The following is a 17736-nucleotide window of genomic DNA, read 5'->3' on the forward strand; positions in this document are numbered from 1 at the left end:
CGATTTCCGATCCGTTTCCACCCGCATTAGGTCGCCGGTTGGGGGTCCGCCTCGGCGCGGATCGGGCTAACGCGGATCTTGCCGCCGCACGGCTGGAACTCGAACGGCAGGCTGACGGCGGAAGTATCGTCCGGCGCGGTCACACGCAGGGTCGCCACGCTGGGGCAGGACTTCTGCATCGTCTCATCCGGGACCACGTTCCAGGCCGTTTCAAAATAGGCCTTGGCCTGCGGCGCGATCTCGACCGGCGTCGGCGCCTGGCCCTGACGGAAATAGCTGCCGGGGCTCTGGTCGGCGCGGATCGAGGTCACGGCGCGACCCCGCGCGTCCTGCAAGGTCACGCCGGGATAGCCGGTCAGGCTGCAGGCCTGTGTCCCGACGTTCTGGAGGCTGAAGTTGCGAACCCGATTGCCCGCGCCCGCATCGCCGCCCTCGGCCGCCAGCTTCAACTGCGGCCCCTTGCAGGGCATGGAGGCCGGCAGAACCCTGCCCGGCGCGGGCGTCGGAGTCTGACCAGGGATCGGGAGCGGTCCCGGCGTTACGTCAGCACCGGGGATCGGACGCGAGCAACGCTCCAGCACCGCGACGCCCGTCGTGCCGTCCGGGCCCAGGCGGCTCAGCGTGCCGCTCTCTTGCCCGTCGCGCGTCGCCGTCCACCATTCCACGCCCGCCCCGACATAGCGCGCGCCGCTGGCCGCCTGGACCGAGCGCAGGGCGTAGGTCTGGGTCTTGTACGTCAGCTGCCCGGCGTCGCTGTCGGCATATTGCACCTGGAGCGTCGCACCGCTTTCGCAGGCGTAGCCGACCGATGGCGCGCTGGACGCCGGCGCCGGTTGCGGCTCGACCGGCGCAGTGGGCTGCTCCGGTTCGCCCTGCGAACAGGCGGACATGCCGGTCAGGGCGGCGATGGCGACGAAAGCGGTCAGGCGACGTGGCATCATCAGGCTTCTCCCGTTTCGTCCTCAACGGCCGACACCGTCGAAAGGCTCCGCTTGGCGTCAGTGATCGCCTTTCGGCGTTTCCATCAGTTCGATCAGCACGCCGCCCATGTCGCGCGGATGCAGGAAGACGACCGGCGTCCCATGCGCCCCGATGCGCGGCTCGCCCGTGCCCAGGATGGTCACGCCCTTGGCCCGCATTTCGGCGACGGCGACGTGAATGTCGGCGACCTCGAAACAGACGTGATGCTGGCCGCCCTTGGGGTTCTTGGCCAGGAAGCCGACGATGGGGCTGGTCTCGTCATAGGGTTCGATCAGTTCGATCTGGGCCGTCGGCGTATCGACGAAACAGACCTTCACCCCCTGGGCGGGCAGGTCGAAGGGTTCGCCGATCTTCGTGGCCCCGAGGATATCGCGATAGAGTTTGATCGAATCCGCGATGGAGGGCGTGGCGACGCCGACGTGGTTCAAGGCGCCGATCATGGCTTGTCCTCTATCTTCGTTAGGGCGGGCGCGGGCTGGGCGTAACCCAGCCGCTGGTTCAGCTTCTCGATCAGGTCCACCGCCGTGTCGGCGATGGCCGAACCGGGCAGATAGACGGCGGCGGCCCCCATATCGAGCAGGGGCTGGACATCGGATGGCGGGATGACGCCGCCGACCACGATCATGATGTCGGGGCGGCCCAGCTTCTCCAGTTCGGCCTTCAGTTCGGGCACCAGCGTCAGATGGCCGGCGGCCAGCGACGATGCGCCGACTGCATGGACACCCTTATCTACCGCGTCGCGCGCGGCTTCGGACGGGGTCTGGAACAGGCTGCCCGCCGTCACGTCGAAGCCCAGGTCGCCATAACCTGTGGCGACGACCTTCTGGCCCCGATCGTGCCCGTCCTGACCCAGTTTGGCGATCAGGATGCGCGGCGGGCCGCCGTCGTTCTCGACGAAGGTCGCCACCATTTCGCGGGCGCGGGCAAAGCGGGGATCGGCGCCCGCCTCCTTGGCGTAGACGCCGGATACGGTCTGGACCGTCGCCACGTGACGGCCGAACGCGGCCTCCAGCGCGTCCGAAATCTCGCCCACCGTCGCCTTGGCGCGCGCCGCCTGCACGGCCAGCTCCAGCAGGTTCGCAGTCCCCCGCGCCCCATCTGTCAGGGCCTGTAGCGCCGCATCGGTCGCCGCCTGATCCCGCTCGGCGCGCAGACGTTTCAGCTTGTCGATCTGGGCCGCCAGCACCGCCGCATTGTCGACCTTCAGCATCGGAATGTCGTCGACGACGGGGTTCAGATATTTGTTCACCCCCACCACCGTCTGCTGGCCGGTGTCGATCCGGGCCTGTGTCTTGGCGGCGGATTCCTCGATCCGCAGCTTGGGAATGCCGGCCTCGATGGCCTTGGCCATGCCGCCCAGGGCCTCGACCTCCGCCATGTGGGCGCGGGCGCGTTCGGCCAGTTCGTGCGTCAGCCGCTCGACATAGAAGCTGCCGCCCCAGGGGTCGATGACCTTGGTCAGGCCGGTTTCTTGCTGCAACAAGATCTGGGTATTGCGTGCGATCCGGGCCGAGAAATCGGTCGGCAAGGCCAGCGCCTCGTCCAGCGCATTGGTGTGCAGGCTCTGCGTCTGACCGCCCGCCGCCGCCATGGCCTCGACCATGGTGCGCGGCACATTGTTGAACACGTCCTGCGCCGCCAGCGACCAACCCGACGTCTGACAGTGCGCCCGAAGGCTCAGCGACTTGGGATCGACCCCGCCCTCTTTCCTCACCGCCTCGGCCCACAGAAGGCGGCCGGCCCGCATCTTGGCCACCTCCATGAAATAGTTCATGCCGATGGCCCAGAAGAAGCTCAGGCGCGGCGCGAAGCGGTCGATGGGCATTCCGGCCGCTATGCCCGCCCGCAGATATTCGATCCCGTCGGCCAGGGTGTAGGCCAGTTCGATGTCCGCCGAGGCCCCGGCCTCCTGCATGTGATAGCCGCTAATCGAGATCGAGTTGAACTTCGGCGCCTCGGTCGCCGTCCAGGCGAAGATGTCCGCGATGATCCGCATCGAGGGTTCGGGCGGATAGATGTAGGTGTTCCTGACCATGAACTCCTTCAGAATGTCGTTCTGAATGGTCCCGGTCAGCTTGGCGTGCGGCACGCCCTGTTCCTCGGCCGCGACGACATAGAGGGCCAGGATCGGCAGCACCGCCCCGTTCATCGTCATCGACACCGACATCTGGTCCAGCGGAATGCCGTCGAACAGGGTCCGCATGTCATAGATGCTGTCGATGGCGACGCCCGCCATGCCGACGTCGCCCTTCACCCGCGGGTGATCGCTGTCATAGCCCCGGTGCGTCGCCAGATCGAAGGCGATGGACAGGCCCTTCTGCCCCGCCGCAAGGTTGCGGCGATAGAAGGCGTTGGATTCCTCGGCGGTCGAGAAGCCGGCGTATTGCCGAATGGTCCAGGGATTGCCCGCATACATGGTCGGATAGGGACCACGAACGAACGGCGCGAAACCCGGCAGGCCATGCGGGTGATCCAGCGCGTCCGTGCTGTCGGGGCCATAGGCGGTCTCGACCGTCAGCCCCTCGGGGGTCAACCAAGGATCGCGCATCGGCCCCCGCCCCGTCGCATCGAGGTTCAGGGCGATCTTGCTGAAGTCTGGAAAGCTCACTGGGCCGCCTCCTCGAAGGCTGCGGCAAACCGGATCGGGATCAGGGGTTCGCACACTCGTTCGACCGCCACGGCCGCCTGATCAGCCGCCTCGACCGGCGCCGGCCGCACGTCGGCATCGACATATTTGGTCACGCCGATGATCTGCGCTGCGCCGTTCGTCAGCGCGGCCTCGCGGACCGCGCGGGCGCGGGCGATGCGGGGCTGGATGACCGAGCCCTTCAGGGCCTCGACCAAGCCACCCTCGGCCTCGATCATCTGGAACTCGGCCCAGCCGGCCTCGGCCAGATCGCGAGTTCGGGCGTCCAGATACCAGGAGCCGGCGGCCGGATCGTCCACTCGACCCAGATTGGCCTCTTCCATCAGCACCAGCTGGGTGTTCCTCGCCTGACGCCGGGCGAAGGCGTCGGACCGGCCCGAGGCGCGGGTGAAGCCGTCCAGCACCACAACGTCCGCGCCGCCGACCGCACCGGCGAACCCCGCCGCCGTCAGCCGTAGCAGATTGGGCCAGGGATCGCGCGCCGACAGCATCCGCCGTGACGACCGCGCCTCGATCACGGCCGGATCCTCGACGCCTAACGCCTTCGTCAAACTGGTCCAGATCAGGCGCATGGCCCGGACCTTGGCCAGGCTGTCGAAATATTCCGCATCGACCGACAGGCCGACGACCGTGCCGCGCAGCGCCGCCTTGACCGACATTCCCGCCTCGACCGCCGCCTTCACGTGGGCGACCGCGCTGGACGCGGCGAAGGCCAACTCCTGGGCCGCCGACCCGCCCGCCTCGTGCGCGACCCGCCCGCTGGCCAGGAAGAAGGTCGCATCGGGATAGGCGCCGGCATGGCGCGCCGCCGTATTGGCCGCCAGGCTCAGATGCTCTTCGACCGAACGCGGCGCCCCGCCCGCCTCGGCGAAGGCCGAGATGGGGTCCATGTGGAACCGCAACTGCGCGCGCGGCGATCCTTTGGCGACGACGGCCAGAGCATTGGCGGCATCCGGCCCGTCGATCCCGGCGTCCAGGGCGACAGGCGCCAGTTCCAGCGCCACGCCTTCCAGCGCTCGGCCCAATGGCGCGGAATCCTCCAGCACCCGCCCCTTCAGCACCACCGACGCCGCGCCGTTTTCCAGATCGGTCAGGACTGCGGCGTTGACCGCCTCGGGATCGTCGCCCTCGACCAAGGTGCGCAAATCCCAAGCCCGGCCCTCAGAGTCGGATGGACGCGGCGCGAAGATCGGCTGGACCCCGGTCGCCCCGGCATACAGAGGCCGCGTCACCAGCTGGTCCGCATCCAGATGCATCAGCGACTCGACCGGCCGGTCCTTCAGCGCCTTCTGGGCGGACTCGCGCCATTCGAGGGGCGTGGGGGTGGGGAAGCTCATGCGAGCCCCTCCCCGCCCGTGCGGCGTAAAGAGCCCCTCCACCGCTTCGCGGCCCCCCTCCCCACTACGTGGGGAGGAGACGCATCACCCGCCTGTCTCCTCCCCATGAAATGGGGAGGTGGATCGACGCGCAGCGGCGAGACGGAGGGGCTCTTCCGCATCACCCGAACTCCACCAACACATCATCCGCCGCCACCGGATCCCCGTCCTTCGCCCCCACCGCCTTCACCACGCCGTCGCGTTCGGCCTTCAGAATGTTCTGCATCTTCATGGCCTCGATGATGGCCACCGTCTCCCCGGTCTTGACCTCCTGGCCCACCACCACCGGGATCGAGACCACCAGCCCCGGCATCGGCGACAGCACCAGTTTCGACGTATCCGCCACCGCCTTCTCGGGCAGGCGCGCATACAGTTCCGCGACGTGGGGCCGCAGCACCCGCACCCGCGCCTTGGCCGCGCGGTGACGGATGTCGAAGCCGTCGGCGACGCGCTTGACCTCGGCGGTGAAGGGCTCGCCGTCCAGCTCGGCCTTGAACTGCGCCAGGCCCGGCCGCCAATCGATGTCCGACAGGCGGATGTCGCCCCCGCCCGTCAGGGTCAGGATCATCTCCTCGTCCTCGTCATAGGACAGGCCGACGCCGTGTGGCGTCTTGTCGATCATCACGATCCAGTCGGTGCGGTCCGACGGGTCGCCGTCCTGTTCGGCGATCACCTCATGCATCGCCAGGGCGGCGGCGATCAGGATGCGCTCCTGCGCCTTCGTCGGCCGCAGGCCGTTGAAGCCGTCCGGGAATTCATCCTTGATATAGCTGGTCGACAGATTGCCCGACTTGAACCGGTCCTGATCCATCACCGCCGCCAGGAAGGGCACATTGTGCCCCAGGCCCGACAGGTGGGTGTCCTCCAGCGCCCGGGCCATGCCCGTCACCGCGTCCTCGCGCGTCTCGCCCCATGCGCACAGTTTGGCGATCATGGGGTCGTAGAACATGCTGATCTCGTCGCCCTCGCGGACGCCGGAATCGTTTCGAACGGTGTAATCGCCCTGATCGCCTTCTTCGGGCTGCTCGTATCGGACCAGACGGCCGATGGACGGAAGGAAGCCGCGATAGGGGTCCTCGGCGTAGATCCGGCTCTCGATGGCCCAGCCGTCGATCTTCAGGTCCTTCTGTTCGAAGGCCAGCGTCTCGCCCCAGGCCGAACGGATCATCTGTTCGACCAGATCGACCCCGGTGATCAGCTCCGTCACCGGATGCTCGACCTGCAGCCGGGTGTTCATCTCCAGGAAGAAGAAGCTCTTGTCCTGACCTGCCACGAACTCGACCGTGCCGGCGCTGTCATAGTTGACCGCCTGGGCCAGGGCCACGGCCTGCGCCCCCATGGCGGCGCGGGTGGCCTCGTCCAGCAGGGGCGACGGCGCCTCCTCGATGACCTTCTGGTTGCGGCGCTGGATCGAGCATTCGCGCTCGAACAGGTGGACCACATGGCCGTGCTTGTCGCCCAGCACCTGGATCTCGATATGGCGCGGGTCGATGATGAACTTCTCCAGGAAGACCCGGTCGTCGCCGAAGGCGTTCAGCGCCTCGGCCTTCACCGCCGCGAACCCCTCGGCCATGTCGGCGTCCGAATGGGCCACGCGGATCCCCTTGCCGCCGCCGCCGGCCGAGGCCTTGATCATGATCGGATAGCCGATCTCGTTGGCGATCTTCACCGCCTCCTCCGGCGTCTCGATCAGCCCCATATGGCCCGGCACGGTCGAGACCCCCGCCTCGGCCGCCAGCTTTTTGGAGCTGATCTTGTCGCCCATGGCCTCGATGGCCTCGGGGTTCGGGCCGATGAAGGCGATCCCCTCGTTCCTCAGCCGCCGCGCGAACCCGGCGTTCTCGCTCAGGAACCCAAAGCCCGGATGCACGGCCTGCGCCCCGGTCTGGCGCACCGCCTCGACGATCTTGTCCGCCAGCAGATACGACTGCGCCGCCGGCGCCGGCCCGATCAGCACCGCCTCGTCGGCCATCTCGACCGCCAACGACCCGGCGTCAGCCTCCGAATAGACCTGCACGGTTTTGATGCCCATGCGGCGGCAGGTCTTGATGATCCGAACCGCGATCTCGCCCCGGTTGGCGATGAGGATTTTGGAGAACATCGGATCAAGCTCCGCTATAGGGGTGAACCAAACGTGCAATCTTGGCGCGAGCTATCTGTCTCGCCAGATGAGGGGGAAGAGGCACATGAACGGAATGCATATCCAAGGAATTCCATGGCCAGCCGCAGAGAACTGGACCGAACTTGGTCAACTTGGTGATTATGTCGGTGGCTTTTGGGGAACGGTTATTTCCGCTTTCGCCTTTGTCGCGCTGCTTCTGACATGGAGAAGTAGTAGCCGCACGGACAAACGTAATAGCACCATCGCGGTACTTTCTGAGATGCTCAAAACGCACGATCAAATAGTCTCCCAAAGCGCCAAAAGTTACCTTTCCAAAGAAGGCCCACCAGCTAGACTTCTTAGTGAGTTTTACGAGATATATGGAATAACTCACTCAGTAAATCCTGACATGAAATCATGGTCGATTGATGATCGAGTAGATATTGCATACACAATTGCTTATTACGGACCCACCTCACAAGCACGAGATGCGCTAGATCGGTTCGACAAAAATAGCGTTAAACTCGTTCATGACGCAGTATCAACACAACGAAACCTTCCGAACCGATCGGATCAGTTTAAGGGCTATCAGCTTTCCATATCTCACTACATGCGAAATTTGTTCGCCATGTACTCGACAATAGACAGATCTGGATTGCCAAAAAATCAGAAAAAACAACTCGGCAAGATAGTTCGGGCTAAACTTTCTAACTACGAACAGGCAGTTTTAGCGTTAAACATTATCTCTCATTTAGGGCGAACATGGGAAGTCGATGGTTTGGTCACTAGATACAAGCCATTCACAAATATCCCCAAGCTATTCTTCTCTTTTGATTCTAATTTCTCCTTGAAAGAGAGATTTCCTCAGATTCGATTCGAGTGGGAATCCAAAAACGGAAAAAGGCCTTGGTATAGACGGGTAAGAATTTTCAGCTTCTTTGTAACTGTCAGCCGATAACCTATAGCGGAATATTGTCGTGCTTCTTCCAGGGGTTCTCCTGGACCTTGTTCTTCAGCGTCCGCAGCGCCTTCACCAGCCGGCGCCTTGTCCCATGCGGCATGATGACGTCGTCGATGTATCCCAGCCCCGCCGCCACGAACGGATTGGCGAACCGATCCTTGTACTCCGCCTCCCGCGCCGCCAGGGCCGCCGGGTCGCCGGCCTCCTTGCGGAAGATGATCTCCACCGCCCCCTTGGCGCCCATGACCGCGATCTCGGCGGTGGGCCAGGCGTAGTTGACGTCGCCGCGCAGGTGTTTGGAGCTCATCACGTCATAGGCGCCGCCATAGGCCTTGCGCGTGATCAGGGTCAGTTTCGGCACGGTCGCCTCGGCATAGGCGAACAGCAGCTTCGCCCCGTGTTTGATCAGGGCGCCGTATTCCTGTTTCGTCCCCGGCATGAAGCCCGGAACGTCCACCAGGGTCACCAGCGCAATATCGAAGGCGTCGCAGAAGCGCACGAACCGCGCGGCCTTGCGGCTTGAATCGATGTCCAGCACGCCCGCCAGCACCTGGGGCTGGTTGGCGACGATGCCGACCGTCTGGCCGTCCAGCCGGCCGAAGCCGCAGATGATGTTCCTGGCGAAGTCGGCGCCAATCTCGAAGAAGTCGGCCTCGTCGACCACCTTCAGGATCAGCTCCTTCATGTCATAGGGCTGGTTCGGGTTGGCCGGGATCAATGTGTCCAGCGACGGCTCGTCCCGCTCCGGCTCGTCATAACTCTCGCGCACCGGCGGCTTTTCGCGGTTCGACAGAGGCAGGAAGCCGATCAGGCGGCGCACCTCCGACAGGGCCTCCAGGTCGTTCTCGAACGCCCCGTCCGCCACCCCCGACTTGCCGGCATGGACGCGGGCGCCGCCCAAATCCTCGTGGCTCACCACCTCGTTGGTGACCGTCTTCACCACGTCGGGGCCGGTCACGTACATATAGCTCGTGTCCTTCACCATGAAGATGAAGTCTGTGATGGCCGGCGAATAGACGTCGCCCCCCGCGCACGGCCCCATGATCACGCTGATCTGAGGGATGACGCCGCTGGCCAGGGTGTTCTGCAGGAAGATGTCGGCGTATCCGGCCAGGCTCTCCACCCCCTCCTGGATGCGCGCGCCACCGGCGTCGAACAGGCCGATGATCGGCGCGCCGGTCGTCAGGGCCATCTTCTGCAGCTTGACGATCTTGGCCGCATGGGCGCCCGACAGCGACCCGCCGAACACAGTGAAATCCTTGGAGAAGACATAGACCAGCCGCCCGCCGATGGTGCCGCGCCCCGTCACCACGCCGTCGCCGGGAATGCGCTGGTCCTGCATCCCGAAGTCATGACTGCGGTGTTCGACGAACATGTCGGTCTCCTCGAAGGAGCCCTCATCCAGCAGCACGTCGATGCGTTCGCGCGCCGTCAGCTTGCCCTTGGCGTGCTGGGCGGCGATACGCTTTTCCCCACCGCCCAGTTTGGCGGCGGCGCGACGGCGCTCCAGTTCTTCAAGGATGGCTTGAGTCATGATGGATCTTCGCCTCTCGTTCGCGCAAGGCGTGGCGCCTTCATCGCAAATAGGCAAACGCAACTTTGCAAAAAGTGTGGAACTGCGCGGGCTTGCAAAGGATGGCGATATGATCTGCAAAGTTGCGAATGGCTGAGAAGCTTTTCTTGGGCGCCAAATTGCGCAAGCTGCGCGAGGCGCGTGGCTGGACGCTGGAGGCCTGCGCCGAGCGGCTTGGCCTGTCGCCGTCCTATCTGTCGCAGATCGAGACCAACCAGAGGCCGGCGACAGCCCGCGTCCTGATCGCCCTGACCCGCGCCTTTCACGTGGACGCCAGCCTGTTCGACCTGGAGGGCGACGCCCGCCTGATCGCCGACCTGCGCGAGGCCACCACCGACATCGCAGGGCAAGCCGAGCCGCCGACCGCCGCCGAGCTGAAACAGGCGGTCGCCAACACGCCTCGCCTGGCCCGCCAGTTCCTGGCCCTGCACCAGACCTTCCGCCGCCTGGACGAGCGGGTGAAGGCACTGGACGATACCCTGGGTCGCGACGAACGGGGCGCCAGCGTCGCCCTGCTGCCCTATGAAGAGGTGCGCGACTTCTTCCACTATCGCGACAACTATATCGACGCCCTGGACACGGCGGCCGAGGCGCTGGCTGCGACCCTGGCTAAGGACGGTCAGATCGAGCGGGCGCTGGAGACGGTGCTGGCCGATCTGCACGGCGTACGCGTGGTCAATGTCGCGGGACAGGAGGCGCTGCGCCGCTACGACACCGCCAGTCGGGTGCTGACCCTGGACGCCTGGCAGCCCGGCGCGACCCGCTCGTTCCAGTTGGCGCACCAGTTGGCCCTGCTGTCCTTCCGCGACCTGATCGAGGCCGAACTGGATCAGGCCGCCTTCCGCACCCAGGCGGCGCGCGACGTGGCCCGTGTCGGTCTGGCCAACTATGCGGCGGGCGCGCTGATGTTGCCTTACCGCGCCTTCCTGGAGGCGGCGCGGGAGGAAAAGCACGACATCGACCGGCTGCGCACCCGGTTCCAGGTCAGCTTCGAACAGGTCTGCCACCGGCTCTCGACCCTGCAACGGCCCGGCTGGCGCGGCGTACCCTTCTATTTCGCCCGCGTGGACATGGCCGGCAACATAACCAAACGCCACAGCGCCACCCGCTTCCAGTTCGCCCGGTTCGGCGGCGCCTGCCCCCTGTGGAACGTCCACGAGGCCTTCGCCGCGCCCGATCGGATCGGGGTGCAGCTGGCCGAGATGCCGGACGGCTCGCGCTACATCTCCATTGCACGTTCAGTGTCCAAGCCCAGCGGTTCCTATCTGGCCAACGACCGCCGCTATGCCCTGTCTCTGGGATGCGAGGTCGAACACGCCGGCGCCCTGGTCTATGCCGCCGGCCTGGATCTGAACGGCCCGGCGACGCGGATCGGCGTCAGTTGCCGCATCTGCGAGCGCACCGACTGCACCCAGCGCGCCTTCCCGCCCATCGACCGCGCCCTGCATGTGCCCGAGAACGAGCGCGGCGTGGTGCCCTATGTGCTGGATGGCCCGCGCCCGGACAGCTATTGATCGGGGCATGACCTTACAAGATCCCATCGTCGTCGCCGTCGTCGGCTATGGCCTGGCCGGCCAGACCTTCCACGCGCCGCTCATCGCCGCTACGCCCGGCCTGACCCTGACCGCCGTCGTCTCGTCGCGGCCCGAGGCGGTGCATGCCGACCTGCCCGACGTGGAAATCCTGCCCGATCTGGACGCGGCCCTGGTGCGCGAGGACATCCGCCTGATCGTCGTCGCCACGCCGGACGCCCTGCACGCCGAACAGTCGATCACCGCGCTGAAGGCCGGCAAATCGGTGGTGGTGGACAAGCCCTTTGCCGCCACTCTGGCCGACGCTGAAGCCGTCGCCGCTGTCGCGGCCCAGGCGCCGGGCGTGTTCAGCGTCTTCCAGAACCGCCGCTGGGACGCCGACTTCCTGACCCTGCGCCGTCTGATCGCAGAAGGCGAGCTGGGCGAGATCGCGGTGTTCGAAAGCCACTACGACCGCTTCCGCCCAACCGTCACCGACCGCTGGAAAGACAAGCGCGACGGCGGCGTCTGGGCCGACCTGGGGCCGCACCTGATCGACCAGGCGGTGCAACTGTTCGGCATGCCATTGGGCGTCTACGCCGACCTCCAGGCCCAGCGTCAGGGCGCGACGGCCATCGACTACGCCCACGTCCTGCTGCGCTACGACCGGCTGCGGGTCATCCTGAACATGAGCCACCTCGCCGCCGAATCCAGCTTGCGCTACGTCGTCCACGGCACGGGCGGCAGTTTCATCAAGCACGGCCTGGACGCCCAGGAGGGCCAGTCTAAGGCCGGCCTGCGCCCCGGCGACGCCGACTGGGGCGTGGATCCGTCGCCCGGCGTCCTGACCAAACAGGTCGGTGACGAAACGACCCGCACGACGCCGAAACCCGAACGCGGCGACTACCCCGCCTTCTACGCCGCCATGCGCGATGCGATCCTGGGCAAGGGTTCGCCGCCGGTGACGGCGGATCAGGCCCTGACGGTCATGCGGATCATCGACGCCGGCCGACGCAGCGCGGCCGAGCGTCGCGAGATCGCCCTCTAGCTTTTCTTGCGAGCCTTGGGCGCCGCCGCCGGCGCATGGGCCAGTCGCAGCAGGTTGGCCGCGCCCGGTGCGCCGAACGGCGTGCCGGCCAGGATCAGGATGCGCTGGCCCGGCTCGGCCAGGCCGTATTTGACCGCGCTGTTCACGGCATCGTCGGTGACGGCCTCCAGCGAGTCCGGCTGATCGCCCAGACGCGGCTCCAGCCCCCAGACCAGGGCCAGGCGACGTGCGGTGTTGGGATTGGGCGTCAGCGCCAGGATGGGTTTCAGCGGCCGCTCGCGCGCCATGCGCCGCGCCGTCCCGCCCAGGGTCGTGAACACCACCATACAGCCGGTCGACGGCGCGTTCGCCGCCATGGCTGCGGCTCCGACTAGGGCGTCCACGTCATGCTCGTCCATGCCGGCGTGCTCGGCCCGCATCAGGCTGGGCCACATCGGATCGCGTTCGACCCGCTCGATGATCCGGCTCATCATGCTGACGGATTCCAGCGGATAGTCGCCCGACGCCGTCTCGGCCGACAGCATCAGCGCGTCGGCGCCTTCATACACGGCGTTGGCCACATCGGTCGCCTCAGCGCGCGTGGGGGCCGGCGCGCTGGTCATGGATTCCAGCATCTGTGTCGCCACGATCACCGGCACGCCGCGATTGCGGGCCGCGCGCACGATCTGCTTTTGCGCCACCGGCACGTCCTCGGGGTCCAGTTCGACGCCCAGGTCGCCGCGCGCCACCATGACGCCGTCGCAGTAGTCCAGAATGGCCTCCAGATCGGCCAGGGCCGCCGGCTTCTCGATCTTGGCCAGACAGGCCGCCTGACCGTTCACGATCCGCTTCAGCTCGGCCATGTCCTCGGGCTTCTGCACGAAGCTGAGCGCGACCCAATCCACGCCCATCCGCAGGGCGAAGGCCAAGTCCTCGCGGTCTTTGGGCGTCAGGGCCGAGACGGGGATGACCGCTTCCGGCACCGCGACGCCCTTGCGGTCCGACAGTTTCGAGCCGCTCTCGACGGTTACATCCGCCCACTCGTCGGCGCGTTCGCCGACACGTAGCCGCACCCGACCGTCGTCCAGCAGCAGCAGCATGCCCTTGCGCAGGGCCTTGAAGATTTCCGGGTGCGGCATCTGCACCCGCGTCTCGTCGCCGGGCGTCGGGTCCAGGTCGAAACGCATGGTGTGGCCCGGCTTGACCGAGATCTCGACGTCCTTGAACCGACCGAGCCGCAGCTTGGGCCCCTGCAGGTCGGCCAGCACGCCCAGCGGGCGCTGCAAGGCCGCCTCGGCGCCACGCACGGCCTTCAGGGCGGCGGCGTGATCCTCATGCGAACCGTGGCTGAAGTTCAGGCGGAACACGTCCACCCCGGCCTGGGCCAGGGCCTTGACCATGCCGGGCGCACGGCTTGCGGGCCCCAGGGTCGCGACGATGCGGGCGCGGCGGGCTCTGTTCATGGACGTTTCCTGTTGGCTCTGATCGCCATCCGTATGGACGGCTTGGGCGCTTTGCACCCTTCTGCCAACGAAACCTTTTCCACGTAAGGCCGCAGCCCCGCCGGGAAACACGAGTTTACGACCCCGAAACAGGAGTTTATCGGGCCAAGGCCTCGACCGTTGTCGAACAGGCCGCCACCGCGAACCCGTTCAGGTCCATGCAACGGCCCTCGACCTGGGGGGCCGGCACGCCGATGACATGGGCCAGGGTCGGAGCGATATCGACCGTGCGGATGGACAGGAATCGCTCTTCGCCATGGGCGCCGGGCCACCAGAAGATGATCGGCACGCGACGGTCGTATTCCCACGGCGTGCCGTGACCGGCCAGGGTCGAGCCGACGCGACCGCCGGCCGTGGTGTTCTGGGCCCAGGCGAACTGGATATCGGGCGAACGCTCGGCCACGGTCGACAGGCGCATGCGTTCGCGCACCGTCATCATCTCCGGGTGGCGACTGTCGGGCAGAGGCTCGGTCAGCAGCCGGTCGCGCGTCTCGGCGAAGGCCACGTCCGGCAGGATACGCAGCATCTCGACCGCCGCCTCCGCGACCTGTGTGCGCAACGGATCGGGCAGCGACCTGTGCTCGGCGTCGGCGACCATCAGGCCGCTGCCGCCGGACTGAAGCGGATCGGCGTCCAGATTGAAGCGCGTCTTCAGCGCGGCATTGACGCCCTTGATCGCATCCATGTCGGCGCGGTGCGCCTGGGGATAGCCCTGCTCATGCAGCCGCTCGACGAAGTCCGACCCACCGTGATCGGCCGTCAGCACCACCAGCGCCCCGCCCGGAACCTGGGCCAGCTTGTCCAGAAAGGCGCCCATCGCCGCGTCCAGCCGGTGCATCTGCTCGCACATCTCCGGCCCTTGGGTGCCATACATATGGCCGATCCGGTCCGTCGCCGACAGGCTGACGCCCAACATGTCGGTGGTCGCGCCCTGCCCCAGCTTCTGGCTGTCCAGCAGATATTCCGCCGCCTTCAGCGTCTGCTCGTCCAGCAGCGGCGAGGTGTCGAACTTCAGCCCCGCCGGCGGCAGCACCGAATGGAAGATCTGTCCGCGAATGGTCCAGTCGCCGGCCAGCGCCCGGCACTCTTCGTTCTGATAGTCCCAGGCTGTCGGCGTCGCCGCCGCCCAGGCGTTGAAGTCGGCGTTGAAGGCCGCGACGGGCGTCAGCCTGGTCTGCGCCGTCTGGCCCGGCTCGACATAGGTCGTCAGGCCGAATCCGTCGGTGAACCAGAAGGCCTGGCCCTGATGGCCCGCCAGGTTGATGGCGCCGCGATCCTTGCCCGACACGGCCATGACCTTGCTGTCGGGACTGACGGCCTTCAGCCAGTCGCCCAGGGTCGTGACCCGCAGTTGATCCGGCCCCACCGGCCCGTTGTCGGTGTCGTCGCGACCGTGCGCCAGATGGTTCTGCGGCGCGGCCAGGCAATAGACCTCCTTGCCAGTCTTGGCGTCGATCCAGTCGTTGGCGGGAACGCCCGTCTCGACCGGATGCATGCCTGTCAGAACGGTCGAGTGGCCGGGGCAGGTCTCGGTCAGGCCGTGTGTCTGATAGCCGTTGATCGACACCAGCCCCTGATCGGCCATCCGACGCAGGCCGCTGCTGTATCGACCGCGATACTGGTTGAAGAGGTTGGCGCTGAACTGATCCACCACGATGGTCACGATCAGCTTGGGCGGCGCCAAGGCCGCCGTCGATGCCTGGGCGACCGGAACAGCTGCAGCCTGCTGCGCCACAGACGGTGTGACGACGCCTGCGGTCGAAAGAGCAGCGACGGTCGCGAGAGCAGCGATGCGCGACAGGGACATGCGAAAACTCCGACGACGGGGGCGAACGGCCCTTAGCTGTCGCGGATTGCATCCGCATGACAGCCCGAACCACTCCCTCCTAGTGCGATTCCGTCGGCCGCAGCCTTGCGACCTGATGCAGGACCAGCACGACCAAGCCGCCGACGATCAATCCCACCAAGGCCGAGGCCACGGCGGTCGTCAGCCAACTCATCACCCCGCCCAGAGGCCCGAAAACCGCGCCAACCGCATTGGCCAGGTGTTCCAGCGGCACGGCCGGCCATTGTAGCCCCAGCTTAAGCGAGCCATGCACCAGAATGCCCCCGCCGACCCACAGCATGGCGGCGGTGCCGATGGCGGACAGGGCGCTCATCACCACCGGCATGCCCTTGACCAGCCCCCGTCCCAGAGCCCGCACGCCGCCGTTCGGGCGTTTCGCCAGCACCAGGCCGATGTCGTCCATCTTCACGATCAGGCCGACCGCGCCATAGACGACGATGGTCATGGCGATCCCGACCACGGCCAGCACGGCCGCCTGGGTCAGGATCGGCTGGGCCGCCACATCGGCCAAGGCGATGGTCATGATCTCGGCCGACAAGATCAAGTCTGTCCGCACCGCCCCCGCTACCGTCTTTTTCTCCAGCGCCGTCGCATCACCTGTGACCGAAGCCACGTCCTCTTGCGCGTTGCGCCCAAAGGCCTCAAGCAGCTTCTCCGCCCCCTCGAAGCATAGGTAGACGCCGCCGCACATCAGTATGGGCGTGATCGCCCACGGCGCGAAGGCGCTCAGCAACAGGGCCGCGGGCAGGATCAGGATCAGCTTGTTGCGGAACGACCCCAGGGCGATCTTGCCGATGATCGGCAGTTCGCGGCTGGGCGACAGGTCCATAACATAGCGGGGCGTAACCGCCGTATCGTCCACCACGACCCCGACCGCCTTGGTCGACGCCTTGCCCGCCGCCGCGCCCACGTCGTCCAGCGAGGCGGCGGCCAGCTTTGCGATGCCCGCGACATCGTCGAGCAGCGCGATCAATCCGGACGGCATGGCTTAGTCTTCCCGGCTGGGCGGCACATTGACGCCCTGCGATTTCAGGTAGGATTTGATGTTGCGGGCAGCCTGGCGGATGCGCTGCTCGTTCTCGACCATGGCGATGCGGACGAAGCCCTCGCCGTTCTCGCCATAACCGACGCCGGCCGCCACCGCGACCTTGGCGTGGGTCAGCAACTGTTTGGAGAACTCAAGGCTGCCCAGATGCGCCAAGGCGGGCGGCAACGGCGCCCAGGCGAACATGGAGGCGGCGGGTTTGGGAATGTCCCATCCCGCGCGGCCGAAGCTCTCGACCAGCACGTCGCGGCGGCGATGATAGAGCTTGCGGTTCTGCTCGACGATGTCCTGCGGCCCGTTCAGCGCCGCGCACGCCGCCGCCTGGATCGGCGTGAAGGCGCCGTAGTCGAGGTAGGATTTCACCCGCGTCATCGCCGCGATCAGCTTCTTGTTGCCGACCGCAAAACCCATGCGCCAGCCCGCCATGCTGTAAGTCTTGGACAGCGAGGTGAACTCGATCGCCACGTCCTTGGCCCCCGGCACCTGCAGGATCGAGACCGTCGGCTTGCCGTCGTAATACAGCTCCGAATAGGCCAGGTCGCTGATGATCCACAGGTCGTTCGACTTGGCGAAGTCCACGACGCGTTCGTAGAAGGCTAGGTCCACCGTCTCCGCCGTCGGGTTCGACGGATAGTTCATCACCAGGATCTTGGGCCGGGGCACGGTGAAGGCCATGGCCCGCTCCAACGCCTCGAAATACTTCTCGTCCGGCGTGGTCGGCACGCTGCGGATCGCGGCGCCGGCGATGATGAAGCCGAAGGTGTGGATCGGATAGGACGGATTGGGCGCCAGGATCACGTCGCCCGGCTCGGTGATGGCCGTGGCCAGGCTGGCCAGCCCCTCCTTGGAGCCCATGGTGACGATCACCTCGGTCTCGGGGTCCAGATCGACGCCGAAGCGGCGACCATAGTAGTTGGCCTGGGCGCGACGCAGGCCGGGAATGCCCCGTGAGGCCGAATAGCCGTGAGCGTCGGGCTTGCGCGCCACCTCGATCAGCTTGTCGATCACATGCTGGGGCGGCGGCAGATCGGGGTTGCCCATCCCCAGGTCGATCACATCCTCGCCCGCCGCACGGGCCGCCGCGCGCATCGCATTGGTCTCGGCGATGACATAGGGCGGCAACCGCTTCATGCGGTAGAATTCTTCGGACATGACAGGCTCGTCGT

General features: G+C 66.4%; 14 protein-coding genes. 4 read left to right on the top strand and 10 right to left on the bottom strand.

The window, feature by feature from the left end; all coding sequences use genetic code 11:
• Positions 1–26: 26 nt before the first annotated feature.
• The 5 genes from AC3ISA_RS01295 to AC3ISA_RS01315 all read right to left on the bottom strand — a co-directional run bounded on the left by AC3ISA_RS01295 (position 27) and on the right by AC3ISA_RS01315 (position 7105).
• A complete protein-coding gene (locus AC3ISA_RS01295; protein WP_489178988.1) occupies positions 27–941 on the bottom strand; it encodes a DUF4232 domain-containing protein in 915 nt (304 codons plus the stop codon).
• Positions 942–998: 57 nt separating this feature from the next.
• Positions 999–1421 carry a methylmalonyl-CoA epimerase gene (mce, locus tag AC3ISA_RS01300; protein WP_372692782.1) on the bottom strand — a complete coding sequence of 141 codons (423 nt, stop codon included), beginning with the start codon at positions 1419–1421 and terminating at the stop codon, positions 999–1001.
• Positions 1418–3589, bottom strand: a complete 2172-nt coding sequence (gene scpA, locus AC3ISA_RS01305) for a methylmalonyl-CoA mutase (RefSeq protein WP_489178989.1) — start codon at positions 3587–3589, stop codon at positions 1418–1420. The genes mce and scpA overlap by 4 nt, the downstream gene beginning before the upstream one ends.
• Entirely contained in the window at positions 3586–4965 is a 1380-nt protein-coding gene (locus tag AC3ISA_RS01310) for a methylmalonyl-CoA mutase family protein (protein WP_489178990.1), read from the bottom strand. The genes scpA and AC3ISA_RS01310 overlap by 4 nt, the downstream gene beginning before the upstream one ends.
• A gap of 160 nt (positions 4966–5125) precedes the next feature.
• Entirely contained in the window at positions 5126–7105 is a 1980-nt protein-coding gene (locus AC3ISA_RS01315) for an acetyl-CoA carboxylase biotin carboxylase subunit (RefSeq protein ID WP_489178991.1), read from the bottom strand.
• An 85-nt stretch (positions 7106–7190) separates the two neighbouring features.
• On the opposite strand from AC3ISA_RS01315, the gene AC3ISA_RS01320 reads away from it, so the two are divergent.
• The gene (locus tag AC3ISA_RS01320; RefSeq protein ID WP_489178992.1) at positions 7191–8063 is read left to right on the top strand and encodes a putative phage abortive infection protein; all 873 of its coding nucleotides are present in this window, start codon (positions 7191–7193) and stop codon (positions 8061–8063) included.
• 1 nt (position 8064) lies between these two features.
• On the opposite strand, the gene AC3ISA_RS01325 is transcribed toward AC3ISA_RS01320, so the two are convergent.
• Positions 8065–9600, bottom strand: coding sequence for an acyl-CoA carboxylase subunit beta (locus tag AC3ISA_RS01325; protein ID WP_463433480.1), 1536 nt, complete (start codon positions 9598–9600; stop codon positions 8065–8067).
• On the opposite strand from AC3ISA_RS01325, the gene AC3ISA_RS01330 reads away from it, so the two are divergent.
• From AC3ISA_RS01330 to AC3ISA_RS01340, 3 genes are read left to right on the top strand one after another with little or no spacing between them, the layout of a single operon-like run.
• The gene (locus AC3ISA_RS01330; RefSeq protein ID WP_159850192.1) at positions 9599–9736 is read left to right on the top strand and encodes a hypothetical protein; all 138 of its coding nucleotides are present in this window, start codon (positions 9599–9601) and stop codon (positions 9734–9736) included. The two genes, AC3ISA_RS01325 and AC3ISA_RS01330, sit on opposite strands and share 2 nt — an antisense overlap.
• Positions 9729–11153, top strand: coding sequence for a helix-turn-helix domain-containing protein (locus AC3ISA_RS01335; RefSeq protein ID WP_489178993.1), 1425 nt, complete (start codon positions 9729–9731; stop codon positions 11151–11153). Before AC3ISA_RS01330 ends, AC3ISA_RS01335 begins: the two co-directional genes overlap by 8 nt.
• Before the next feature lie 7 nt (positions 11154–11160).
• On the top strand, positions 11161–12198 hold the full coding sequence (locus tag AC3ISA_RS01340) for an oxidoreductase (RefSeq protein WP_489178994.1): 1038 nt from the start codon (positions 11161–11163) through the stop codon (positions 12196–12198).
• Here AC3ISA_RS01340 and pyk read toward each other — a convergent pair.
• The 4 genes from pyk to AC3ISA_RS01360 all read right to left on the bottom strand — a co-directional run bounded on the left by pyk (position 12195) and on the right by AC3ISA_RS01360 (position 17722).
• Positions 12195–13640: a pyruvate kinase gene (gene pyk / locus AC3ISA_RS01345; RefSeq protein ID WP_489178995.1), complete on the bottom strand. Its 1446-nt coding sequence runs from the start codon at positions 13638–13640 to the stop codon at positions 12195–12197. The genes AC3ISA_RS01340 and pyk overlap by 4 nt on opposite strands.
• Before the next feature lie 136 nt (positions 13641–13776).
• Entirely contained in the window at positions 13777–15486 is a 1710-nt protein-coding gene (locus tag AC3ISA_RS01350; protein WP_489178996.1) for an alkaline phosphatase family protein, read from the bottom strand.
• Between the two features lie 79 nt (positions 15487–15565).
• The gene (locus AC3ISA_RS01355) at positions 15566–16510 is read right to left on the bottom strand and encodes a DUF808 domain-containing protein (RefSeq protein WP_489178997.1); all 945 of its coding nucleotides are present in this window, start codon (positions 16508–16510) and stop codon (positions 15566–15568) included.
• A 3-nt stretch (positions 16511–16513) separates the two neighbouring features.
• Positions 16514–17722 (bottom strand): LL-diaminopimelate aminotransferase, encoded by a 1209-nt coding sequence (locus AC3ISA_RS01360; RefSeq protein ID WP_489178998.1) that lies wholly within the window; start codon positions 17720–17722, stop codon positions 16514–16516.
• Positions 17723–17736 lie beyond the last annotated feature (14 nt).

The organism is Brevundimonas sp. KH_058 (assembly GCF_057838505.1).